Annotated in this window: 15 protein-coding genes; 11 read left to right on the forward strand and 4 right to left on the reverse strand. The window is 68.7% G+C overall.

Annotated elements, in window-relative coordinates; genetic code table 11:
* Positions 1–68: 68 nt before the first annotated feature.
* The 4 genes from AC1D29_RS01560 to AC1D29_RS01575 all read right to left on the reverse strand — a co-directional run bounded on the left by AC1D29_RS01560 (position 69) and on the right by AC1D29_RS01575 (position 8,708).
* On the reverse strand, positions 69–2,444 hold the full coding sequence (locus AC1D29_RS01560) for a protein kinase domain-containing protein (protein ID WP_477894073.1): 2,376 nt from the start codon (positions 2,442–2,444) through the stop codon (positions 69–71).
* Between the two features lie 15 nt (positions 2,445–2,459).
* Positions 2,460–4,238 (reverse strand): serine/threonine protein kinase, encoded by a 1,779-nt coding sequence (locus tag AC1D29_RS01565; RefSeq protein ID WP_477894075.1) that lies wholly within the window; start codon positions 4,236–4,238, stop codon positions 2,460–2,462.
* A 209-nt stretch (positions 4,239–4,447) separates the two neighbouring features.
* Complete coding sequence (gene hrpA / locus AC1D29_RS01570) at positions 4,448–8,290, reverse strand: ATP-dependent RNA helicase HrpA (protein WP_477894077.1); 3,843 nt, start codon at positions 8,288–8,290, stop codon at positions 4,448–4,450.
* Positions 8,291–8,315: 25 nt separating this feature from the next.
* Positions 8,316–8,708: a VOC family protein gene (locus AC1D29_RS01575; RefSeq protein WP_477894079.1), complete on the reverse strand. Its 393-nt coding sequence runs from the start codon at positions 8,706–8,708 to the stop codon at positions 8,316–8,318.
* Positions 8,709–8,793: 85 nt separating this feature from the next.
* Between AC1D29_RS01575 and argA the strand changes: the two genes are divergently transcribed.
* From argA to dnaK, 11 genes are all read left to right on the forward strand, one after another.
* Positions 8,794–10,137 (forward strand): amino-acid N-acetyltransferase, encoded by a 1,344-nt coding sequence (argA, locus tag AC1D29_RS01580; RefSeq protein ID WP_477894081.1) that lies wholly within the window; start codon positions 8,794–8,796, stop codon positions 10,135–10,137.
* A 76-nt stretch (positions 10,138–10,213) separates the two neighbouring features.
* A complete protein-coding gene (locus AC1D29_RS01585) occupies positions 10,214–10,492 on the forward strand; it encodes an oxidative damage protection protein (RefSeq protein WP_477894083.1) in 279 nt (92 codons plus the stop codon).
* A gap of 397 nt (positions 10,493–10,889) precedes the next feature.
* Positions 10,890–11,186 (forward strand): H-NS histone family protein, encoded by a 297-nt coding sequence (locus AC1D29_RS01590; protein WP_477894085.1) that lies wholly within the window; start codon positions 10,890–10,892, stop codon positions 11,184–11,186.
* A gap of 277 nt (positions 11,187–11,463) precedes the next feature.
* Positions 11,464–14,634 carry a putative bifunctional diguanylate cyclase/phosphodiesterase gene (locus tag AC1D29_RS01595; RefSeq protein WP_477894087.1) on the forward strand — a complete coding sequence of 1,057 codons (3,171 nt, stop codon included), beginning with the start codon at positions 11,464–11,466 and terminating at the stop codon, positions 14,632–14,634.
* A 9-nt stretch (positions 14,635–14,643) separates the two neighbouring features.
* Positions 14,644–16,518 (forward strand): DNA primase, encoded by a 1,875-nt coding sequence (dnaG, locus tag AC1D29_RS01600; protein WP_477894089.1) that lies wholly within the window; start codon positions 14,644–14,646, stop codon positions 16,516–16,518.
* A gap of 368 nt (positions 16,519–16,886) precedes the next feature.
* Positions 16,887–19,115 (forward strand): RNA polymerase sigma factor RpoD, encoded by a 2,229-nt coding sequence (rpoD, locus tag AC1D29_RS01605; protein ID WP_477894091.1) that lies wholly within the window; start codon positions 16,887–16,889, stop codon positions 19,113–19,115.
* A 64-nt stretch (positions 19,116–19,179) separates the two neighbouring features.
* Complete coding sequence (locus tag AC1D29_RS01610; RefSeq protein ID WP_477894093.1) at positions 19,180–20,148, forward strand: adenylate/guanylate cyclase domain-containing protein; 969 nt, start codon at positions 19,180–19,182, stop codon at positions 20,146–20,148.
* 15 nt (positions 20,149–20,163) lie between these two features.
* Positions 20,164–21,270: a ferrochelatase gene (gene hemH, locus AC1D29_RS01615; protein WP_477894095.1), complete on the forward strand. Its 1,107-nt coding sequence runs from the start codon at positions 20,164–20,166 to the stop codon at positions 21,268–21,270.
* Between the two features lie 17 nt (positions 21,271–21,287).
* The gene (locus AC1D29_RS01620) at positions 21,288–21,701 is read left to right on the forward strand and encodes an RNA-binding S4 domain-containing protein (RefSeq protein WP_477894405.1); all 414 of its coding nucleotides are present in this window, start codon (positions 21,288–21,290) and stop codon (positions 21,699–21,701) included.
* 80 nt (positions 21,702–21,781) lie between these two features.
* Positions 21,782–22,309 (forward strand): nucleotide exchange factor GrpE, encoded by a 528-nt coding sequence (gene grpE / locus AC1D29_RS01625; RefSeq protein ID WP_477894097.1) that lies wholly within the window; start codon positions 21,782–21,784, stop codon positions 22,307–22,309.
* A 36-nt stretch (positions 22,310–22,345) separates the two neighbouring features.
* A complete protein-coding gene (gene dnaK, locus AC1D29_RS01630; protein ID WP_477894406.1) occupies positions 22,346–24,346 on the forward strand; it encodes a molecular chaperone DnaK in 2,001 nt (666 codons plus the stop codon).
* The last annotated feature ends 71 nt before the right edge of the window (positions 24,347–24,417 follow it).

The following is a 24,417-nucleotide window of genomic DNA, read 5'->3' on the forward strand; positions in this document are numbered from 1 at the left end:
AGCCTCAGGCCCCACCCACTGTGGGACTAGCCCTACACCCCCAGTGGGCGGTGTGCCGCGGCAGGCGCTCAGCCGGCGGCTTGGCGGAAGGCCATCACGGCCTGGTTGCGCAGCGTGCGCAGCAAGGAAAGCTCCTTGTCGCCGAGCTGCACGGCACCCGCTTGCGCATGGTCCGCGTAGATCAGCCCCAGCGGCGCGCCCTTGAGCATCAGCGGCAGCAGCAGGAAGCTGCGCGCATGCATCTCGCCCTTGAACCAGACCGGCAGCCGCGCCGCGATGTTGGCGGCGCGGGCGTCCTGGATCAGCGTGTCCGCGCCCTTCAGGCAGACCGCCGCGAGCAGGTCGGGCGGCTGACCGGTCAGGTCCACGCGCAGCAGCGGCGCCAGGCGCTCGACGTCGTCACCCACGCCCAGGCGGCCGGTCAGCGTCTGGCCGCGCGCATCGCGCAGGCAGAAGATGACGCGGCGCAGGCCCAACGCGCGGTAGATGGTCTCCAGGATCATGCGCAGCACGGCATTCAGCTGCGCGTTGTCGACCATCGCGTCGGTGATCTCCTGGATGCCGGCGGCGAGCAGCTCGCTGGCCTGGGCGGCTGCCGGCGGCGCACCGGCCACGGTGCGTTCCAGCACCTGCGTGGGCGCCAGCTCGTGAGCCGTCAGCGAGTCGTGCACCGAGGGTGTCAGCGGCGCCAGCAGGCGCTGCGCGCGCGAGTCGCGCGGCAGGTGCAGCTCCAGCGCCTCGGTCATCTGTGCGAGGCGCTGGCGCGCCGTGTCGGCGGCCTGCTCGAAGGCCTCGGCGCTGACGCCCAGCGCGCGCGCATGCCGCTGCGCCAGCGCGCGCACCTTGGCATGGGCCTGCTCGGGAGGCGTGTGCAGGATGAGATCGGACATGTCGTTGCTGGCGCGGGCCAGCCAGCGCTGGCGCTCGGCACCGTCCTCGATGAGGCGCGGTGGCGCCTCGCCGCTGGGCCGGCGCATCGCGCGCTGCAGGCTGTCGGGCAGGCCCCACTGGCGCGCCACACCCAGGCCCAGCGCTTCGTAGCTCATGCCCAGCACCTGGGCCGACGCGGCGGCCTCGGTCAAGGACGGCTGGCCGTCATCGACCGGGCTGACGAGGCGGCGCACGGTCTCGGCCTCCTCAGGGAAATAGAACTCGGTCAGCGTGCGGCCCAGGTGGTGCAGCATCGCGCCGAGGAAGGCCTCCTCGGCGTCGCGCGCATTCGCGCACAGCTCGCGCGCCAGCGACGCGGCCATCAGCGAGCGCAGGAAGTCCTCGCGCAGGCGCTGCGCATGACCCTTGTTCTCCATGCGCTCCAGCAGCACCAGGCTCAGCGCCAAGTTGCGGATGCCGGCGAACCCGATCAGCGCGACGGCGCGCGACACGGTGCTGATGCCGCCGCCCCCCGTGTGCCGGTAGGCGGCCGTGTTGACCAGGCGCAGCAGCTTCTGCGTCAGCGCCACGTCTTTCAGGATCTCGTTGGACAGGCTGGCCAGGCTCTCGTCCTCGGACTGCGTCAGGCGCTGGATGCGGCCAATGGCATCGGACAGCGCCGGGAAGTCGCTCTTGTGGCGCATGCGCCGCAGCAGGAAGTCCAGCACCGGCGCGTCATGCGCGTCAGCATCGGGCTCGGCGACGGGGCGCAGCCAAGCGGCCAGCGCGTCATGCAGCGCGGCTGTGCTGGGCCAGCGCGCAGACGGCTCGCGCGCCAGGCCACGTTGCACGATGGCGCGCAGCGCGTCATCCACGTCGCTGGCCAGGCCCGAGGGCAGCACGAGGTCCGTCGTCTGCACGCGCTGGATGGCGCGCCAGGGGTCGGTGTCGTGGTTGAGCCGCTGGCCGCTGAGCATCTCGGCCAGCATGACGGCGGCCGCGAACACGTCCATCTGCGGATGCGCCGGCGCACCGCGCGCGGCCTCGGGTGAGATGTAGCCCGGCGTGCCGACGATGCGGGTCGGCGCGTTGGTGCCCGGCGACACGCGCGCCGCGATGCCGAAGTCCATGACCCGCGCCCGGCCGCGGGCATCGAGCAGGATGTTGCTGGGCTTCAGGTCGCGGTGCACCAGGCCGGCGGCGTGGGCGGCGGTGAGGCCATCCAGCACACCCAGCATCAGCGTGACGGCCTCGGCCGCCGTCAGCTTGGGGCCTGCGCGCAAGCGCTGGCTCAGCGTGCCGCCGCTGACGTATTCGAAGACCAGGTAGGAGCTGCCGCCCTGCGTGTCGGCCTCGAAGACCGGCACGATGTTGGGATGCGTCAGCCGGCTGACCGCGCGGGCCTCGTGCAGCCATTCATCGACGCTGCCGGGCTCGGCGGCGGGCTTGAGGAGCTTGACTGCTACCTCGCGGTCCAGCAGCGGGTCGTGCGCCAGCCAGACCGTCGCCTGCGCACCCTCGCCCAGCCGGCTCAACAACCGGAAGCGGCCAAGGGGGGGCAGGTCTTCGGCCATGGTCGAAAGTGACCTTCAGGAGCCGCTGCCGCGGTTCGCGAGGCGGTCGCGCAGCGAGGCGGCCGGCGCCCCGCCCTGCGCAGGTGCCGGCGTGGCCTGCCCGGGCCGTTGCGTGCCGGGGTTCAGCGCCTCCATGACCTCGCGCAGGCCCAGGCCCAGCGGCTTGGCATAGCGGCGCGTGGCGGCCTCGATGGCGGGGCGGCGCTTGGCCTCCGGCAAGGCCAGCGCATCGATCAGTTCGTTGGCCAGGCTGCAGGTCAGGCGGATGGTGTCGGCATCGTTGCGCGCCGGGTGCACGGGCGCATCCAGCGGCTGGCGGCGGATCATCTGCAGCAGCTCGTCGCCCAGGCCCCAATGGCGGGCGACCGCGGCGCCGAGGGCGTCCATGTCGCAGCCCAGCACCGCGTAGGCCGCCGCCTGCTCGCTCAAGCTGGGCGGGTTGGGCAGCTCCTCAGTGGGCTCGGGCGGCACCATCAGCTGGCGGATCTGCTGCGCGTCGTCCGGGAAGTGGTACTGCAGCAGCAGCCGGCCCAGGTTCTGCATGACGGTGATGAGCTGCACTACCTCGGCGTCATAGCCCGCCGGGCGCAGTGCCTGCGCGACCTGCCCCGCCTTGGCAACGCGGGCCATCAGCTGGCGCAGCATCTCGGCCGCCACCGGCGCCAGCGGCCCCGGCCAGGGCTTGAGCGCGTTGGCGGCCAGCTGCAAGCCGTCCAGGCCCAGCATCTGGATGGCGCGCTGCATGTTCAGCACCGTCTCGCCCACGTGGCCGCTCTGCTTGAGCGCGTTGTTGACGCGGCGCACCAGCTCCAGGCTCAGCGCCATGTCCTTGAGCACCAGCTCCGACAGCGCGCTGGCATGCTGGGCCTCCATGCCGGAGCCGGCCGTGAAGCGGTGCATGCCGGTCGTCGTCGTGGGCAGGTGGCCGATGCGCTGCAGCTTGTCCATCAGCAGCGCGATGGGGCCGCCGCTGTCGTGCGCGGCGGCCGTGCGCCAGCCGTCCAGCGCGCGCCAGAAGCTGCGTGCCAGGTGGTAGCGCTGGCGCAGCTGCCGGTCGGTCGCGCGGTTGCAGATGGCGCGCAGCGGGTCGGGAATGGGGTGCGGCGTCTCCCAGCCCAAGCGCACCATCTCCCGGCCGACGGGCTGCATCTGCTGCACGACATGCTGCAAGTCGTTTTCTTCCAGCACCGGCTTGCCGCTGAGGATGCGGTTCAGCAGCAGGCCGACGCAGAGCACGTCTTCCTCGGCAGACTCGCGCACCGCGCGGCGCGTGACGGTGTTGAAGTCGACGCTGGCCGGGAAGACCTCCTGCGCGACCTCCAGGCCGATCAGGCGCACCTTGTCGTTGGCGTCGATGACCAGGCTGGCGGTCTGGATGTCGCGGTGGGCGTGGCCGGCCTCATGGGCGAAGGCCAGGCCTTCGAGGAGCTGCGCGACCCAACCGGCGGCATCGATGGGCAGCGGCGCGTTCTGGCGCGCCAGGCGCTCGTCCAACGTCTCGCCCAGGCCGCGGTCGTAGGCCACGTAGGGCCAGCCCTCGACCTGGCCGATCTCGAAGACCGGCGCCAGATTGGGATGCTGCACACGCTCGCCGGCCTGGGCCATGCGCAGCCAGTGCTCCAACGCGGCCACGCTGTTGGGCTTGTCGCGCGGCATGCACAACATCAGCTCCTGCGCATGACGCTCGTCGAAGACGCGCCAGATCAGGCTGCGTGCGCTCTTGGACAGCAAAGCGCGCAGCTCGAATCGGCCGAAGCTTCTCAGCGGTGTTGCGGTGGGCGGGGATTCGGGCACGGTGCGGACGAGGTCGGGGCTGTAACAGATGTAAAGCGCATTGGACTCCAGGCTGGCGCCGCCGAAAGACGATGCAGACCCGGAAATGCGACGGAATTCCACAGCATTCCAGGTCTTGCGTGCATCAGCTCACGATCCGCGTCCAGACCTTCAGGCTTCTACCTCACTGACAGCAACGCGCAAGTCAGCCGCCGCCGCAAAGTGCAAGCTCAGCTCGACAACTGAGCCCACACCTTGTCCAGCCGCTTCACGCTGACCGGCTGCGGCGTGCGCAACTCCTGCGCGAACAGGCTCACGCGCAACTCCTCCAGCTGCCAGCGGAAGTCGTCCAGGCGAGCGTCCTTCACGCCCTTCAGCTCGGCCAGCCGGCGCGTGTAGCGTTGCTCCAGCGGCTTGGCCTCGCTCATCAGCTTGGCGTCGCGGGCTGGGTCGGCGCGCAACTTTTCCAAGCGCGTCGTGATGGCCTTCAGGTAGCGCGGCAAGTGCTGCAGCTGCGCCCATGGCGTGTCCAGCGCGAAGCGCTTGGGCACCAACCGTTGCAGCTGCGCGGCGATGTCGTCGGCCACGTCCTTGCTTGGCCGCGAGTCCTTCAGCTTGCGCGTCGCATTGGCCAGCTCCTGCAGCACCGCGTGCGCCGCGCGGGCCACCTCCTGCGCGATGAGGTTCAAGCGGCTGCGGCCCTCATCGATGCGCTTCTTGAAGCTGATTGGGTCGGTCGGCAAGGGGTCGGCCAGGAAGGCGCGGTCCAGCGCCACGGCGATGACCTGGTCGCGCAGATCCTCGGCCGTGCCCAGGCCCATATAGAGCACGGACATGCGCTGCAGATCGGGGATGTTCTTCTCCAGGAACTTCAGCGGCTCCTTGAGCTGCAGCGCAATCAGCCGGCGCAGGCCCGCGCGGTGCTTGGCGGCCGCGACCTCGGGCTCGTCGAAGACCTCGATCTCGACATGCGCACCCTTGTCGATCAGCGCCGGGAAGCCGATCAAGGTCTGGCCGCCCTTGCGGACTTCCAGCAGCTCGGGCAGCTCGCCAAAGGCCCAATCCGTGTAGGCCTGGCTGGCGTCTCGTGCCGGCGCGGAGGGCTTGACGATCTCGGCGCGAACGCCCTTTCCAGCCAGCGGCGCCGGGGCCGGCTTGGCAACCTCGGCGGCCGGCAGCTTCAAAGCCGCCAGCGCCTGGAAGGCCGACCGCGCCTGCCCCCCCAGCTCCGCCTTCAACGCGGCGAGCTGACGGCCCTGGCCCAATTGGCGGCCATGCTCATCCACCACGCGGAAGTTCATGAACAGGTGCGGCGCCAGTTGCTCCAGCTTGAAATCGTTGCGCTGCACCGCGAGCTGGGTGCGGTCCTTCACGGCCCGCAGCAGCGTGTCCACCAGGCCCCCGTGGCAGAACGGCTGCAGCTCGATGAATTCGGCGACGAAGTCCGGCAGCGGCGTCAGCCGCGCCCGCGGCTTCTGGTGCAGGCTCTTCAGCAGGGCCGTGACCTTCTGCGCCAGCATGCCGGGCACCAGCCACTCGGCGCGCTCCTCGCTGACCTGGTTCAGCGCAAAGATGGGCACAGTCACCGTCAGACCGTCGCGCGCGTCGCCGGGCTGGTGCAGGTAGGTGGCCGCGCAGTCCACGCCGCCCAGGCGGATGACCTTGGGGAAGGCCTCGCTGGTGACGCCTGCCGCCTCGTGGCGCATCAGCTCGTCCTGGCTCAGTTGCAAGAGCTTGTCGTCGCTCTTGCTGGCCTCGCGCCACCACTTCAGCAGCGTGGCGCCGGAGAACACATGCGCCGGCAGCTTGTCGTCGTAGAAGGCGTAGATCAGCTCGTCGTCGACCAGCACGTCCTGGCGGCGCGACTTGTGCTCCAGCGCCTCGACCTTGGCGATCTGGCGGCGGTTGTGCGCGAGGAACGGCAGCTGCCTGACCAGGTCTTCGGGCAGCTCGTCGTTGACGATGCCCTCACGGATGAAGATCTCGCGCGCGGCCTTGGGGTCGACGCGGCCGAAGTTCACGCGCTTGTTGCTGTACAGGACGATGCCGTACAGCGTCGCCCGCTCCAGCGCGACGACCTCGGCGGCCTTCTTCTCCCAGTGCGGCTCCAGCAGCTGGGTCTTGATCAGGTGGCCGGCGATGGGCGGCAACCACTGTGGCTCGATGTTGGCGATGCCGCGGCCGTACAGGCGCGAGGTGTCGACCAGCTCGGCCGCGACGATCCAGCGGCCCGGCTTCTTGGAGAGGTGCGCACCGGGATGGCGGTAGAACTTGATGCCCCGCGCGCCCAGGTACCAGTCCTCGTCGTCGCTTTTCTGGCCGATGTTGCCCAGCAGGCCGGCCAGCATGGACAGGTGCAGCTGCTCGTAGGTGGCCGGGCTCTGGTTCAGCCGCCAGCCGTGTTCGGCGATGACGGTGTGCAGCTGCGAGTAAACGTCGCGCCACTCGCGCACGCGGCGCGGGCTGATGAAGTTCTCGCGCAGCAGCTGCTCGTGGCGACGGTTGCTGAGCTTGTGCTCGGTGCCGCCGCCCCTGGATTCTTCGAGCCACCTCCACAGTTTCAGGTAGCCGCTGAACTCGCTCTTCTCGTCGTCGAACTTCTTGTGCTTCTCGTCCGCGGCCTGTGCCGCCTCCATCGGCCGGTCGCGCACGTCCTGGCCGCTCAGCGCCGACGCGATGACGAGCACCTCCGACAGCGCCTCGCGGTTCTTGGCCTCCAGAATCATGCGGCCCACGCGCGGGTCCAGCGGCAGGCGCGACAACTCCTTGCCCAGCGGCGTCAGCTCGTTGGCGTCGTCGGTGGCGCCGAGTTCCGCCAGCAGCTGGTAGCCATCCGCGATCGCCTTCGGGCGCGGCGGCTCCAGGAAGGGGAAGCGCTCGACCTCGCCCAGGTGCAGCGCCTTCATGCGCAGGATGACACCGGCCAGGGACGACCGCAGGATTTCCGGGTCGGTGAACTTGGGCCGTTCGTTGAATTCCTTCTCGCTGTACAGGCGGATGCAGATGCCGTTGGAGACCCGACCGCAGCGGCCGGCGCGCTGGTTCGATGCCGCCTGGCTGACCGGCTCGATCAGCAGCTGCTCGACCTTGTTGCGGTAGCTGTAGCGCTTCACGCGCGCCAGGCCGGGGTCGATGACGTAGCGGATGCCCGGCACGGTCAGCGAGGTCTCGGCCACGTTGGTTGCCAGCACGATGCGGCGCTGGCCGTGCGGCTCGAACACCTTGTCCTGCTCGGCCTGCGACAGCCGCGCAAACAAGGGCAGCACCTCCACCCCCGGCGGATGGTGCTTGCGCAGCGCCTCGGCCGCCTCGCGGATCTCGCGCTCGCCGGGCAGGAAGACCAGCACGTCGCCACCGCCCTCGCGCCACAGCTCGTCCACCGCGTCGGTGATGGCGTTGTTCAGGTCGTACTCGCGGCTTTCCTCGAACGGGCGGTAGCGCTGCTCGACCGGGAAGAGGCGCCCCGACACCGTCAGCACCGGCGCCGGGCCCTTGGCTGAAGCGAAGTGGTTGGCAAACCGGTCCGCGTCGATGGTGGCCGACGTGACGACGATCTTCAGGTCCGGCCGGCGCGGCAGCAGCTCGCGCAGGTAGCCCAGCAGGAAGTCGATGTTGAGGCTGCGCTCGTGGGCCTCGTCGATGATGAGGGTGTCGTAGGCCTTCAGCAACGGGTCGCTCTGCGTCTCGGCCAGCAGGATGCCGTCCGTCATCAGCTTGACCGACGCGGTCTTGGCGAGGCGATCCTGGAAGCGCACCTTGTAGCCGACCACCTCGCCCAGCGGCGTCTTCAGCTCCTCGGCGATGCGCTTGGCCACGCTGCTGGCGGCAATGCGCCGCGGCTGCGTGTGGCCGATCAGGCCGCCACCGTTGAGCCGCCCACGGCCCATCGCCAGCGCGATCTTGGGCAGCTGGGTGGTCTTGCCGGAGCCGGTCTCGCCGCAGACGATGACGACCTGATGCTGATCAAGCGCCTGCGCGATTTCGTCACGCCTTGCCGAGACCGGCAGGCTTTCGGGAAAGGAAATGGAAAGAGCCGGTTGAGGCAACCGGCTCTCGGGTCGTTCGGAATTCATTGAGGCGGGATTGTCCCGCAGTGCGTCACTCCGTCCGCGGGAAGTAGTGGATGACCTGGATCACGCCGCCCTGCGGGTCCTGCAGCACGGCCATGCGGCCGATGGTGGGGATGTCGAACGGGCCGGCGCAAACCGTCGCTCCCAGGCCCTTGGCCTTCTCGACCGTCGCGTCGCAGGACTCCACCGTCACGTACGCGCCCCAGGCTGCCGGCCCGGGTTGCTGCTGGGCCATGACGCCGCCAACGGCAGCCTCGCCGACCTTGATGACGTGGTAGTCGCCCTGACCGAGGTTCATCGTGTCAAAGCGCCAGCCAAACAGCGTGCCGTAGAACTCACAGGCCGCCTTGGGGTCGGGGCTGGACAGTTCGTTCCAGCTGAAGGCGCCGGGGGTCATGTAGACGTCGTTGTAGTCCTTCATCGCGGTCTCCGGGTGGTGGAAGGGCCATGCTCTGCGTCGAATGTGACAGCGTCAAGTGCGTGCAGTCACGGGCCACAATTCGCCCATGACCGGCCTTGTCTTCCCCCACACCTTCGTGCCCTGGTTCCGTTCCGTGGCACCGTACATCCACGCCTACCGCGGCGAAACCTTTGTCGTCGGCATGCCGGGCGAACTGGTCGCCGCCGGCAAGCTGAACGCCTTCGTGCAGGACCTGGCCATCCTGCATGCGATGGGCATCAAGATCGTCCTGGTGCACGGCTTTCGGCCGCAGGTCAACGAGCAACTGCTCGCCAAGGGCCAGACGCCGCGCTACAGCCATGGCCGCCGCATCACCGATGCCGTCGCGCTGGACTGCGCCCAGGAGGCCGCCGGCCAGTTGCGCTTCGAGATCGAGGCCGCGTTCAGCCAGGGCTTGCCCAACACGCCGATGGCCAACGCCACCGTGCGGGTCGTCTCGGGCAACTTCCTGACCGCCCGGCCGGTGGGCATCGTCGACGGCGTGGACTTCCAGCATTCCGGCCTGGTGCGCAAGGTCGACGGAGCCGCCATCCAGCGCGCCATCGACATCGGCGCCATCGTGCTGCTGTCGCCGTTCGGCTTCTCGCCGACCGGCGAGGCGTTCAACCTGTCCATGGAAGATGTCGCCACGTCCGCGGCCATCGCGCTGCAGGCCGACAAGCTGCTGTTCGTCTGCGAGGTGCCGGGCGTGCCCGAGAACCCCGACGACCCCGAAAGCCCCATCGACACCGAGCTGGCGCTGGCCGACGCCGACCGCATGCTGGCCAAGGCCGGCCCGGCGCCGGAGCCGACCGATGTGGCGTTCTACCTGCGCCACTGCGCCGAGGCCTGCCGCGCCGGCGTGGAGCGTTCGCACATCATCCCGTTCGCGGTGGACGGCGCGCTGCTGCAGGAGGTCTACACCCATGACGGCATCGGCACCATGGTCGTCGACGAAAAGCTGGAGAGCCTGCGCGAGGCCAGTTCCGACGACATGGCCGGCATCATCCAGCTGATCGAGCCTTTCGAGCGCGACGGCACGCTGGTCAAGCGCAGCCGCACCGAGATCGAACGCGACGCCGAGATGTACACCGTTATCGAACACGACGGCGTCATCTTCGGCTGCGCCGCGCTTTACCCTTATGTCGAGGCACGCACCGCGGAAATGGCCGCGCTGACCGTGTCCGCCGAAGTGCAAGGCCAGGGCGACGGCGACCGGCTGCTGAAGAGAATCGAACAACGCGCCAAGGCCATGGGGCTGGACAGCATCTTCGTGCTGACGACGCGCACGATGCACTGGTTCATCAAGCGCGGTTTCCAGCAGGTCGACCCGGAATGGTTGCCGGAGGAACGCAAGCGCAAATACAACTGGGACCGCCGCTCGCTGGTGCTGGTCAAGAGATTCAACTAAGCCCGATCCCGCCACCGAAACGGCCAGCGCGCTACAGTGCCGGCCGTTTTCTCTTTTTGTGTCTCAGGAGTCCGCCATGCCCCGCATCGTCCAATGCGCCTATCTGAAGAAGGAAGCCGAAGGGCTGGACTTCCCGCCCTATCCCGCCCACACCGAACTCGGCAAGAAGGTTTGGGAAAACGTCAGCAAGGAAGCCTGGGCGGCTTGGATGAAGCACCAGACCATGCTGGTCAATGAAAACCGACTGAACCTCGCCGACTTGCGCGCCCGTCAATACCTGATGCGTCAGGCGGAACAATTCTTCTTCGGCACGGGTGCTGAAACGGTGGCGGGCTATGTGCCGCCAACGGCCTGAGCGCAGTTCAGGAAAAACAGTTTTGCCGGGGCGCTGACGCCGTGACGGCGAAGCGCCCCGTACCAGCATCGAACCGAATCGCCAATTCATGCCGGGCGCCTGTGGCATTCGTCACGGCAATTACTGGCCTGGGGCGGCACGCCGAGTATCTATTGCAGCGCCGGCTGCACGCCCCACTGGCGGCGTCGAATCCCGCCCTGCCAAAACGGGCGCCGGCAAATTGGCGGCTTCAAATGAAAACCCGTAGCCGGCAACCAACGAAAACTCTTGCCTGAATCCTCGACCCGCGATTTAATTCAATGGCGGAGATAATCGCCGGGCCAGTCGCCCAGCACCTCCAAGGCCCCGATGCCCCGCATCGCGTGTCTCACGGTCAAATCGCAAGAGGAATAGCAGCATGTCCAATCTCAAGGAACTCCTGGCCCAACGCGCCGCGCTGGACGAACAGATCAGCCAAACCAAGGAGCGTGAGCGCAGCGAGGCCGTGGCCAAGGTCAAATCCCTGATGAGCGAATATGGCCTGTCGGTCGCCGACCTCAGCATGCGCACGCCCAAGCCGGTCAAGGTGTCCAAGGTTGCCGCCAAGTATCGCAATCAAGCCACGGGCGAAACCTGGAGCGGCCGTGGCCTGCAGCCGAAATGGCTGAAGGCGGCAATTGGCGGTGGCGCAAAGCTGACCGATTTCGCCGTTTAAGCCGGCCAAAGCCCCCCCCCGCGAATCGGCGGCTGCGGCTCGCGCAGCCCCGCAAATCAGGGCCATCCTCGGGATGGCCCTTTTCATTTGCAGGCGATACGGCGCCTAAACTCGGCGCATGCCTTTCGTCATGCTGTCCGGCCCGCGCAGCCAAGGGTTTTGCCTAGGCGCGACGGGCTATCCACACGACGAGATTCGCGCCATGCCCCTCCTCCACCTCGACCGCCAGTTCCGCCCGCACCGCTCGCCGGTGCCGGGTTTGGCTCGCGGCTGAGCCATGGATCTGCACTCCAGCGTCGGCGAGGGCCTGGACAGCCGCGGCCCGGGCGGCACGACTGCCAGCCTGGCCGCGGACCAGCCACCGTCCACCACGCTGCCGCTGGGCCCGCGGCGCATCCATGACCGCCGTGGCTGGCGCAAGCTGCGCCGCGTCGGTCTGGCGGCGCTGGCGGGCGTCAGTGGCGGGCTGATGGCCGCCTGGGCGCTGGCCGGGGCGGCGTTGCCGCCGCTGCTGCGCCTGCCTCAGCCCGCCGCCGCGGCGCCCGCCACCGATCTGCTGATTCCCATGCTGCTGGCGGCGCTCGGCTTGGCCGCCCTGTGGCGCCTGAGCGCCTGGGTGCTGCCGCTAGTCATCGCCGGCCTGCTGCTGGGCTGCGGCCTGCCCTTGCTGTTGGCCCCGCGCATGGACCCGCTGGACCTGCTGGCATCCGCGCCGCTGCTGACCGTGCTGGGCCTGCCGCTGCTGGCCGCGGTGCTGAACCGCACGCTGCTGCGCCGCGTCGGCCTCACGGGCCGGCTGGCCAACCGGCGCGAGATGGCCAGCTTTGCGCTGCTGGCCGGCCTGGCGGCACCGCTGCTGGCCGGCCTGCTCGCGCTGGGCGTGCTGCTCGCGCTAGGGCTGACCCGGAGTGGCGCCATCGCCGCGGCGCTGGAACTGGCCGCCGCGTGGGCGCTGGGCCTGCTGAGCGCGGGTACGGCGCTGCAGGCCAGCTCGCAGCGGCCGCGGCGCAGCGGCCGCTGGACCGGCCACCTCATCGCCGCTGCCGCCTGCGGCATCCAGCTCGGCCTGGCCTGGCTGCCCGACCCCGGCGCCCTGCTGCTGGCGCCTCACCTCATGCTGTGTCTGCATGCGCTGCAGGCCGCGCCGCGCCACAACGCGCGCCTGGGCGCGGGCTTGCTGGCCCTGTGGGCGCTGAGCGCGCCGGCAGCCCCGCTGGCCTATGCCGCCGGCGCATTGCTGGCCGCGCTGCCGCTGGTGCTGATCGCGCTCAGCCAGCATCAGGTGCGCGACCGCGACGGCTGGCGCAGTGCCCTCGACGCCCAGGGCCTGGCGCTGGCCGAATGGCGCCTGCCCGAGGGCCGGCGGCATGCGTCGGCGCGCTGGCTGGCGCTGACGACGCCGATCGACCCGACCGCCGCGGCGGGCAGCGCGCCGCTGGACTGGGTGCGCATCGCCCACCCGCGCGACCGCGAAGGCGTGCGGCGTGCGCTGCGCGACCTGCTGAGCACCCCCGAGCGCGAGCAGCTCAGCCTGTCGCTGCGGCTGGCCGCCGACGGTGGCGACTGGCGCTGGCATGAACTGCAGGCCCATGTGCCGCAACGCGACCGCAAGGGCCGAGCACGCGGCCTCATCACGACGCTGGCCGACATCAGCTGGCGCCACACGGCCGAGGAGCGCGAGCGCATGTCGGCCACGCTGTTCCAGCAAGCCATCGAAGGCCTGGCCGTGCTCGACACGCAGTGGCGTGTCGTCGAAGTGAACCCGGCCTATTGCGACATCCTGCATGCGCCGCGCGAGGCCCTGGTCGGCCGCCCCGCCACGCCGCTCAGCCTGGCCAACCTGCAGCGCAGCGGCCACGAGCCCACGGCGCTGCAGGCCGAACTCAACGCCGGCTTGTCCTGGAGCGGCCAGCTGCAGGCCGAGTTGGACGACGGCGGCCGCCACACCTTCGCCGCCCGGCTCAGCCCCGTGCCCGAGCCCGACGGCGTGAACCCGCGCTGGCGGCTGCTCAGCCTGACCGACCTCGGTGAGAGCCTGCGCCAGCAGGAGTTGCTGCGGCGCAGCCTGCGCTACGACATCGCCACCGGCCTGCCGAACCGCGACGAGTTCATGCGACTGCTGCAGCAGTCGCTGGTGGCCGCCAATCGCGACGGCTTCAAGCTGGTCATCGGCGTCATCGACCTGGACGACTTCGCCCGCGTCAATGCCGAGCATGGCCAGCTCGTCGCCGACGCGGTGCTCCTGCAGCTCAGCGGCCGGCTGCAGGCCACGCTGCGCGGCGCCCGCGGCGCCTGGCCCGACACCGCCGACCAGCTCGCCCGCCTGCATGGCGACGAGTTCGCCGTGCTGCTGCGCGTGCAGACGCCCGAGGAGGCCCAGCGCGCCGTCGACCGGCTGCTGACGCTGCTGTTCACGCCGGTGGCCATCCGCGAGAGCCGCATCGGCGATGGGCTGGCGCTGGAGATTGGCGCCAGCATGGGCGCCACCATGTACCCGCAGGACGATGCCGACCCCGAGACCTTGCTGCGCCATGCCGGCCACGCGCTCTACCGCGCCAAGCATGCCGGCCGCGGCGGCGTGCAGTTCCACGACCCGACGCTGGACCAGCGCGACGAGGCCGGCCTGATCGCGCTGGCCCGGCTGCAGCGCGCGCTGGACAGCGAGGAACTGCTGCTGCACTACCAGCCGCAGATCGACTTGCGCACCGGCCAGGTCATGGGCGTCGAGGCCCTGCTGCGATGGCAGCACCCGGAGCGCGGCCTGCTCGCGCCGGCGCACTTTCTGCCGCTCATCGAAACGACCGGCCTGGCCGTGCAGATCGGCGACTGGGTCATCGAGAAGGCACTGGCGCAGACGGCGGCCTGGGCGCGCGCGGGCGTCAACGGCGGCCGCGGCCTGCCGGTCAGCGTCAACGTGGGCGCCCGCCAGTTGGGCCGCCACGACTTCCCGCAACGCCTGCAGGAACTGATCCAGCGCCAGCCGCCTGAAGTCGCCCACTTGCTGCACCTGGACGTGCTGGAGTCCGACGCGCTGGCCGAGACCGCCGCCACGCAGGCGCTGATCCAGCGCTGCATGGCGCTGGGCGTGGGCATTGCGCTGGACGACTTCGGCGCCGGCTACTCGCGCCTGTCCTCGCTGAAGCGCCTGACCGTCGACACGCTGAAGCTGGACCGCAGCTTCGTGCAAGGCATGCTGGGCGACGCCCAGGACTTGTCGCTGGTCGAAAGCGTCATCGTGCTGGCGCGCAACATCGGCTGCTCGGTACTGGCCAAGGGCGTCGAAAGCCGGGCCCACGCTCGCGAGCTGCTGCGCCTGGGCTGCCGCCTGGGCCAGGGCAACGGCATCGCCGCAGCCATGCACCCCATGGCCCTGCCCGGCTGGATAGACGCCTTCGGCCACGGCGACTGGGTGGGCCAGTTGCGGGCGCCGTCGCAGACGCCTCTTTAAACTGCACGGGTGATTCCACCCGGCTTTATCCAGGACCTGCTCGCCCGCGTCGACGTCGTCGAGGTGGTGGGCCGCCATGTCGAACTGAAAAAGGCCGGCATCAACCACAAGGGCCTGTGCCCCTTCCACGGCGAAAAGTCGCCCAGCTTCATCGTCAGCCCGAGCCGCCAGACCTATCACTGCTTCGGCTGCGGCGTGCACGGCAATGCGATCGGCTTCCTGATGGAAAACACCGCCGCGACCTTCGTGGAGGCCGTGGAAGACCTGGCCCAGCAGGTCGGCATGCAGGTGCCGCAGGACGAGCGCAGCCCCGAACAGCGCGAGCGCGCCAAGGCCGAAAAGGAGAAGCAGCACAGCCTGACCGACGTGCTGGCCCGCGCTGCGGATTTCTACAAGGCCCAGTTGCGCAAGTCGCCGCGCGCCGTGAGCTATCTGAAAGGTCGCGGCCTGACCGGCCAGATCGCTGCCCGCTTCGGCCTGGGTTACTCGCCCGAGGGCTGGCGTTCGCTGGCCAGCGGTTTCCCGTCCTACGACGACCCGCAACTGGTCGAGTCGGGCCTGGTCATCACGCCCGATGTGGAGCCGGGTGAGGACGCCAAGCGCTACGACCGCTTCCGCGACCGCATCATGTTCCCCATCCGCAACGTGCAGGGCGAGGTCATCGGCTTCGGCGGCCGCGTGCTGGACAAGGGCGAGCCCAAATACCTGAACTCGCCGGAAACACCGGTGTTCAGCAAGGGCCGCGAGCTGTACGGCCTGTACGAGGGCCGGCAGGCCATGCGCCAGCGCGGTCATGCGCTGGTCGTCGAGGGCTACATGGACGTTGTCGCGCTAGCCCAGCACGGCATCGCCAATGCGGTCGCGACGCTGGGCACGGCCTGCACGGCCGAGCACGTGCACAAGCTGTTTCGCTTCACGGAGTCGGTCGTCTTCAGCTTCGACGGCGACGCCGCCGGCCGGCGTGCCGCCGTGCGCGCGCTGGAGGCCGCGCTGCCGCACGCGAACGAGACGCGCAGCGTCAAGTTCCTGTTCCTGCCCACCGAGCACGACCCCGACTCCTACGTGCGCGAACTGGGTGCCGAGGCCTTCGAACGCTGCATCGAGACGGCCGTGCCGCTGTCGCGCCAACTGGTCACCGTCGCCGCCGACGGCTGCGACCTCGGCACGCCCGAGGGCCGCGCCCGCATGCTCAACCAGGCAAGGCCCCTGTGGGCACTGCTGCCGGACAGCCTGCTGCGTCGCCAGTTGCTGGGCGAAATCGCCCGCCAGGGTCAGATGCCCGAGGCAGAACTGCAGTCATTGTGGCTGGGCGAGCCCGCCGCCGCGTCGGCCGCTGCCGCGCCGGCACCCGCGGCGCTCAGCGAGAAGCCGCGCTGGCAGCCCAAAGGGGAATGGAAGCCCAAGGGCGACTGGAAATCGCGCAAGGACCGCGACGCCGAGCCCCGCCCTGCCGGCCCGCGCGCCACGCCGGCCACGGCTGCCGACCATGCCACCCGCCTGCTGCTGCAGCACAGCGAGCTCTGGGAGACCCTGGGCGACGAGGACCGCGCGCTGCTGCATGACCTGCCAGGTGCGCACGGCGAACTGATCCACTGGCTGGAACGCCACCTGACCCACCACGGTGCCAGCCCTTGGGCCGTGGTCCAGGCCGGCCTGGCCGCTGACGGCCTGGCCGACAAGGCGCAGCGGCTGGCGCGCTCCTTTCAGGAGCTAGGCATCGAGGAATCCGACCCCGCCGGCGATCTGACCAGCGCGGTGGCCGAATTGCGGTCGCGGGCGCCTGCGGCGCTTCCCGTGGGTGCCACCGCCTCCGACGACGAGCGCCGGCGGGCGCTGGAAGCCCTGGCCCGGCTGCGCGAACGGCATGGCGTGCCGCCGGGCTGAGGGCGCGGTTTCGACTAGGTTTTGCAATCTCCGCGCCAATCGAGGATAATCTCCTGTTTTCCGCGCGCGTCAACAAGAGTGACGGCAGAGAGATGCCGGTCCCCGGCCACCCAGCGACACTGGGCAACCCAAAGGTTTACCAAGGGGTTTTAATGGCCAACTCATCCGCCACCTCTGCACTCCAAACGATCACGCCAGCTTGTTCGCGGCACGCCTGGGTCCCTCGGCCGATCTTCGACTGACACCCGGCGACGAAAGCCACCGCCACCTGCCCCGCCGGTTTGACGCTGAGCCCGGGCAGGCCGCGGTGGCTGCTGCATTTCCGAAACTGAATCTAGAACGCCCGCGCCACCCGCCGAAGGACCTGCATGACCGCCAAGAAGACCGCGACCAAGGCCAGCCCCGCTCCCGCCGAAGAGCTGAAGAAGAAGCCCGCTGCCAAGACCGCAGCCACCAAGGCCGCCGCCAAGCCGGCCGCCAAAGCCGCGGCCGCAACCGACGACGACAAGCCCAAGCGCGGTCGCAAGCCCAAGGCGGAAACCGAGTCCAAGAAGGCCGGTGGCAAGAAGGACGTCGAGGAAGACATTGACTTGTCCGATGTCGACGCCGAGCTCGAGGGCGAGGTGGAAGCCGAGGTCGAGGAAGTCACCGCCGTGGCGGAGGACACGCCCAAGGCCAAGCCGCTGCGCATGAAGGTCAGCCGCGCCAAGGAGCGGGCGCTGATGCGCGAGTTCGGCCTGGAAGAGACCGCGCTGACCGAAGAGGAAGCCCTCAAGCGCCGCACGGAGCTGAAGACCCTCATCAAGATGGGCAAGACGCGGGGTTTCCTGACGCACCAGGAAATCAACGACCACTTGCCCGAAAAGCTGGTCAGCGAGGAAATCCTCGAGGCCATCGTGTCGATGCTCAACGACATGGGCATCGCCGTCTACGAGCAGGCGCCTGATGCGGCCACGCTGCTGATCCAGGGCAACACGACGGCCACGTCGACCGAAGAGGAAGCCGAAGAAGCTGCGGAAGCCGCGCTGTCGACGGTGGACTCCGAGTTCGGCCGCACGACCGACCCGGTGCGCATGTACATGCGCGAGATGGGCACGGTCGAACTGCTGACCCGTGAAGGCGAAATCGAAATCGCCAAGCGCATCGAAGGCGGTCTGCAGGCCATGATGCTGGCGATCTCGGCGTCGCCGACGACCATCGCCCACATCCTCGAGTTCGCGACCAAGATCCGCGCCGGCGAGATGCAGATCTCCGACGTCGTCGACGGCTTCGTGGCCGAGGACGAGGCCGACGACTACGTGGCCGAGGAAGACTTCGACGAATTCGACGAGGAAGACGACGACGACGGCAACGGCGGCTCCAAGGCGCTGACCAAGAAGCTCGAAGAGCTGAAGAACGCCGCGCTGGTGAAGCTGGACTCGATGTCCGCCGCCTTCGACAAGATGCGCAAGGCCTTCGAGAAGGACGGCTACAAATCGATCTCGTACAACAAGGCTCAGCAGGCCATCAGCGCCGAGCTGATGACCATCCGCTTCACGGTCAAGACCATCGAGAAGCTGTGCGACATCCTGCGCAGCCAGGTGGACGACGTGCGCCGCTACGAGCGCGAACTGCGCAAGATCGTGGTGGACAAGTGCGGCATGCCGCAAGAGCACTTCATCAAGACCTTCCCGCCCAATGCGCTGAACCTGAAGTGGGCCGAGAAGGAAGTGGCGCTGGGCAAGCCCTACAGCGTCATCCTGGCGCGCAACCTGCCGCCGGTGCAGGAACTGCAGCAGAAGCTGACGGACATCCAGGCCAAGGCCGTCGTGCCGCTGGACGACCTGAAGGACATCAACAAGAAGATGAACGAGGGCGAGAAGGCCTCTCGTGATGCGAAGAAGGAAATGATCGAGGCCAATCTGCGCCTCGTGATCTCCATCGCCAAGAAGTACACCAACCGCGGCCTGCAGTTCCTGGACCTGATCCAGGAAGGCAACATCGGCCTGATGAAGGCGGTGGACAAGTTCGAATACCGCCGCGGCTACAAGTTCTCGACGTACGCGACGTGGTGGATCCGCCAGGCCATCACGCGCTCCATCGCCGACCAAGCCCGCACCATCCGCATCCCGGTTCACATGATCGAGACGATCAACAAGATGAACCGCATCTCGCGCCAGCACTTGCAGGAGTTCGGCTACGAGCCGGACGCCCCGACGCTGGCCGAGAAGATGGAGATTCCGGAAGACAAGATCCGCAAGATCATGAAGATCGCCAAGGAGCCGATCTCCATGGAGACGCCGATCGGCGACGACGACGACAGCCATCTGGGCGACTTCATCGAGGACACCAACAACACGGCGCCTATCGAAGCGGCCATGCAGGCCGGCTTGCGCGACGTGGTGAAGGACATCCTCGACTCGCTGACGCCGCGCGAAGCCAAGGTGCTGCGCATGCGCTTCGGCATCGAGATGCAGAGCGACCACACGCTGGAAGAAGTCGGCAAGCAGTTCGACGTCACGCGTGAGCGCATCCGCCAGATCGAGGCCAAGGCGATCCGCAAGCTCAAGCACCCGAGCCGGTCGGACAAACTCCGCACGTACCTGGACAACCTGTAAATCGCGGCTTTCCGTGATGAAAGGCCGGCTCTGCCGGCCTTTTCTACGCCGGTACACTGAAAACATGAGCGCGATCCGCGAACGCACCGTCCTATTCGCCGACCTGCGCGGCAGCACCGGGCTGTACGAATCCCTGGGCAATGCCGAGGCGAGCGCCATGGTCACGCAGACCGTGGGCCAGATCAGCGGTGCCGTGCTGGAAAGCGGTGGCCAGCTGATCAAGACCTTGGGCGATGGCCTGATGGCCGCCTTCGACATGCCGCGCGAGGGCGTGCGCGCGGCCCAGCGCATGCAGGAGCTGCTCGAGAAGACGGTGCAGCGCGCCCGCCGCCAGAACAACCCCGCCCTGCTGGCGCTGCGCCTGCAGGTGGCGCTCGCGCGCGGCGAAGTCGTGGAGCTGAACGGCGACTGCTTCGGCGACGCAGTCAACGTCGCGGCCCGCCTCATCGACCATGCCGGCGACGGCGAGATCCTCGTCACGGCCGAGGTGCTGGCCGGCCTGCACCACGCCTCCAAGGGCCGCTTTCGCAGCCTGGACCGCATCTCGGTGCGCGGCCGCATCGAGCCCGTGCATGTCTACCGGCTGGACGCGGCGCCGCTGGTCAGCGCCGATGACACCGCGACCCAGTTCGGCGAACCGATGCGCTCTGTCGAGCCGGACGGCATGCGCCTGGTCTGGCAGGACCTGGACCGCGTCTTCGACATCGGCGCCATGCCCATCGTGCTGGGCCGCAGCGTGCAGGCCACCTACTGCATCACCGACGCCCGCGTGTCGCGCTCGCATGCCCGCATCGACTGGCAGGGCAGCAGCTTCGAGCTGACCGACCTCTCGTACAACGGCACCTACGTCCGCTTCGGCGACTCGGGTGAGTTGCTCAGCCTCAAGCGAGGCAGCTGCACGCTGCATGGCAGCGGCATCATCGGCCTGGGTGGCCTGCCGACGGATGAGCAGTCGCCCATCGTCCGGTTCGAAGTGCTGCATTTCGCCGATACCGAGCCGCAACCGTTCGGCGGCCCGCGCTCAAGGCGCTGATCCCCTCTCCTTCACATGCCCTTCCTGCCTGAACCGCCGCAGCGCCACGGCGCCGCGCCTGCTGGTCCGCTCGCCACCGACGTGGCCGTGCTGCTGTGCAACCTCGGCACGCCAGACGCACCGACTGCGCCGGCGCTGCGGCGCTACCTGGCCCAGTTCCTGGCCGACCCGCGCGTCGTCGAGATCCCGAAGCTGCTGTGGCTGCTGATCCTGCACGGTGTCATCCTGCGCGTGCGGCCCGCCAAGTCCGCGGCAAAGTACGCCACCGTCTGGACGGCCGACGGCTCGCCGCTGAAAGTCTGGACGCAGAAGCAGGCCAAGCTGCTGCAGGGCATGCTTGGCGAACGAGGCCTGCGCGTGCGCGTGGCCTATGCGATGCGCTACGGCCAGCCGGCCATTGCCGCGACGCTGGACGCGCTCAAGCGCGAAGGCGTGCGCCGCGTGCTGGTGCTGCCGGCCTACCCGCAGTACTCCGGCGCGACGACGGCCAGCGTCATCGACGACGTGGCGCGCTGGGCGCTGCAGACCCGCCACGTGCCCGAGCTGCGCTTCATCAACCGCTACCACGACGACGCCGGCTATATCGCCGCGCTGGCGCAGACCGTGCGCGAGCACTGGCAGCGCGAGGGCCGCGGCGACAAGCTGGTCATGAGCTTTCACGGCATGCCCGAGCGCACGCTGCATCTGGGCGATCCCTACCACTGCGAATGCCTGAAGACGGGCCGCCTGCTGGCCGAGGCGCTGGGGTTGAAGGACGGCGAGTGGCAGGTGACCTTCCAGAGCCGCTTCGGCAAGGCCAAGTGGCTGCAGCCCTACACCGAGCCCAGCCTTGTCAAACTGGCCAAGGGCGGTGTGAAGTCCGTGGACCTCATCTGCCCCGGCTTTTCGTCGGACTGCCTGGAGACACTGGAAGAGATCGACCAGGAGGCCCGCGCCGCCTTCCTGGCGGCTGGCGGCCAGCGGTTTGCGTACATCCCCTGCCTGAACGACCATCCGGCCGGCATGCAGGCGCTGACCGGGCTGGCCGAGCGCCATCTGCAAGGCTGGCCGACAGCCGCCCCTCACCCCGACACCCTGGCCGTGCAGCGCGAACGCGCCAAGGCCGCCGGAGCCCGCGAGTGAGCGAGGCGCCGACCAGCATGCGGCTGGACAAATGGCTGTGGGCCGCGCGCTTCTACAAGACCCGGGCTCTGGCGGTGGACGAGATCAACCTGGGCCGCGTGCGCGTGGGCGGCCAGCCGGTCAAGCCGGCGCGGGACGTCAAGGTGGGCGACCTGCTCAGCATTCGCATCGGCACGCTGGCCCGCGAGGTCGAGGTCAAGGGCTTGTCCAACCAGCGGGGGCCGGCGCCGCAGGCGCAGGCGCTCTACGCCGAAACCCCCGCCAGCATCACCGCCCGCGAGGCCGCCGCCGAGGCGCGCCGGCTGGCGCCTGAGCCCGCCGACACCATCCAACAAGGCCGCCCGACCAAGCAGGACCGGCGCCGGTTGGCGGACTGGGACCGCTGGTCGGTGTCGCTGGACGATGCCGACGAACCCGACCCTCCGGGTTGACCCGGATAATCCGAATTCAATCCCCCTCTTGAAACCAGGGCATCGCTCCCCAAGTGGACGCGATTCCGCTTTTTGCTGCCATGAAGCCCGACACCCCCCTGCCCGAAGACGCGACCAACGCCACCGCCGGTGAGCCCACGGCCGCCGAACTCAACCCCGAGATCAAGATTGCCGAACTCGAAGGCCGCCTGGCCGAGATGAGCGACGCCTATCTGCGCGCCAAGGCCGAGGTCGAGAACATCCGCCGCCGCGCGGATGAGGACGTCGCCAAGGCCCGCAAGTTCGCCGTCGAAGCCTTCGCCGAAGCCATGCTGCCCGTCATGGACAGCATGGAGGCGGCCATCGCCACGCCCGACGCCAAGGTCGAGACGGTGCTGGAAGGCGTGCACGCCACGCGCCGCCAACTGGCCAGCGCGCTGGAGCGCAACAAGGTTGTCGAGATCAACCCGAGCGCCGGCACCAAGTTCGACCCGCACCAGCACCAGGCCATCTCGGTCGTGCCGGCCGCCCAGGAGCCGAACACCGTGGTCGCCGTGCTGCAGAAGGGCTTCCTGATCGCCGACCGGGTGCTGCGCCCGGCACTCGTGACGGTTTCCGCGCCCAAGTAATACACAGGGCGCTGTGCCCTTGAAACAGCGCCAGTTATCCACAACTCGAATACATCACCAAATCCTCAGGAGCACCTCATGGGAAAGATCATCGGCATTGACTTGGGCACCACGAACTCGTGCGTGGCCGTCATGGAAGGCAACACCACGCGCGTCATCGAGAACGCCGAAGGCGCCCGCACCACGCCGTCCATCATTGCCTACCAGGAAGACGGCGAGATCCTCGTCGGCGCCTCCGCCAAGCGTCAGTCGGTGACCAACCCGAAGAACACGCTGTACGCCGTCAAGCGCCTGATCGGCCGCAAGTTCTCCGAGAAGGAAGTGCAGAAGGACATCGACCTGATGCCCTACACCATCGCCGCCGCCGACAACGGCGACGCCTGGGTGGAAGTGCGCGGCAAGAAGTTCGCGCCGCCCCAGGTCAGCGCCGAGGTGCTGCGCAAGATGAAGAAGACCGCCGAGGACTACCTCGGCGAGGAAGTGACCGAAGCCGTCATCACGGTGCCGGCCTACTTCAATGACGCCCAGCGTCAGGCGACCAAGGACGCCGGCCGCATCGCCGGCCTGGACGTCAAGCGCATCATCAACGAGCCCACCGCCGCAGCGCTGGCCTTCGGCCTGGACAAGCACGGCAAGGGCGACCGCAAGATCGCCGTCTATGACCTGGGTGGCGGCACCTTCGACGTGTCCATCATCGAGATCGCCGACGTCGACGGCGAGATGCAGTTCGAAGTGCTGTCGACCAACGGCGACACCTTCCTGGGCGGCGAAGACTTCGACCAGCGCATCATCGACTACATCATTGCCGAGTTCAAAAAGGACCAGGGCGTCGACCTGACCAAGGACGTGTTGGCCCTGCAGCGCCTGAAGGAAGCCGCCGAGAAGGCCAAGATCGAGCTGTCCAACTCATCGCAGACCGACGTCAACCTGCCCTACATCACGGCAGACGCGACCGGCCCGAAGCACCTGAACGTCAAGCTGACCCGCGCCAAGCTGGAGTCGCTGGTCGATGAACTGATCGAGCGCACCATCGCCCCCTGCCGCACCGCGGTGAAGGACGCCGGCGTCGCGCTGGCCGACATCGACGACGTGATCCTGGTCGGCGGCATGACCCGCATGCCCAAGGTGCAGGACAAGGTCAAGGAGTTCTTCGGCAAGGAGCCGCGCCGTGACGTGAACCCCGACGAGGCCGTGGCCGTCGGCGCCGCCATCCAGGGCCAGGTCCTGGGCGGCGAGCGCAAGGACGTGCTGCTGCTGGACGTCACCCCGCTCTCCCTGGGCATCGAGACCCTGGGCGGCGTGATGACGAAGATGATCAAGAAGAACACGACCATCCCGACCAAGTTTGCGCAGACCTTCTCCACCGCCGACGACAACCAGCCGGCCGTGACCATCAAGGTCTACCAGGGCGAGCGTGAGCTGGCCCAGGCCAACAAGTCGCTGGGCGAGTTCAACCTCGAAGGCATCCCGCCGGCCCCGCGCGGCGTGCCGCAGATCGAGGTCAGCTTCGACATCGACGCCAACGGCATCCTGCACGTGGGCGCCAAGGACAAGGGCACCGGCAAGGAAAACAAGATCACCATCAAGGCGAACTCGGGCCTCTCCGAAGCCGAGATCGAGAAGATGGTGAAGGACGCCGAAGCCAACGCGGCCGAGGACAAGAAGAAGGTCGAGCTGGTGCAGGCCCGCAACCAGGCCGACGGCCTGGTGCACAGCGTGCGCAAGTCGGTCACCGAGCATGGCGACAAGCTCGACCAGGCCGAGAAGGACGCGATCGAGGCCGCGGCGAAGGATCTGGAAGAAGCCATCAAGGGCGACGACCAGGCCGCCATCGAGGCCAAGACCGAGACGCTGATGACGGCCAGCCAAAAGCTGGGCGAGAAGATCTACGCCGACCAGCAGGGTGCGCAAGCCGCCGCTGCAGCCGCGGCCGGTGCTGCCGAGCAGCCCCAGGCCGCGCCGCAAGGCGAAGCCAAGCGCCCGGCCGACGACAACGTCGTGGATGCCGAGTTCAAGGAAGTCAAGGACGGCAAGTAAGCCCTCGATGATCCCGGCCCGGCGGTGCTGCGAAGCGCCGCCGGGCCTTTGCCCTTGAAAGAAGAGCGAAG

The sequence above is a fragment of the Roseateles sp. P1_C6 genome (assembly GCF_056406315.1).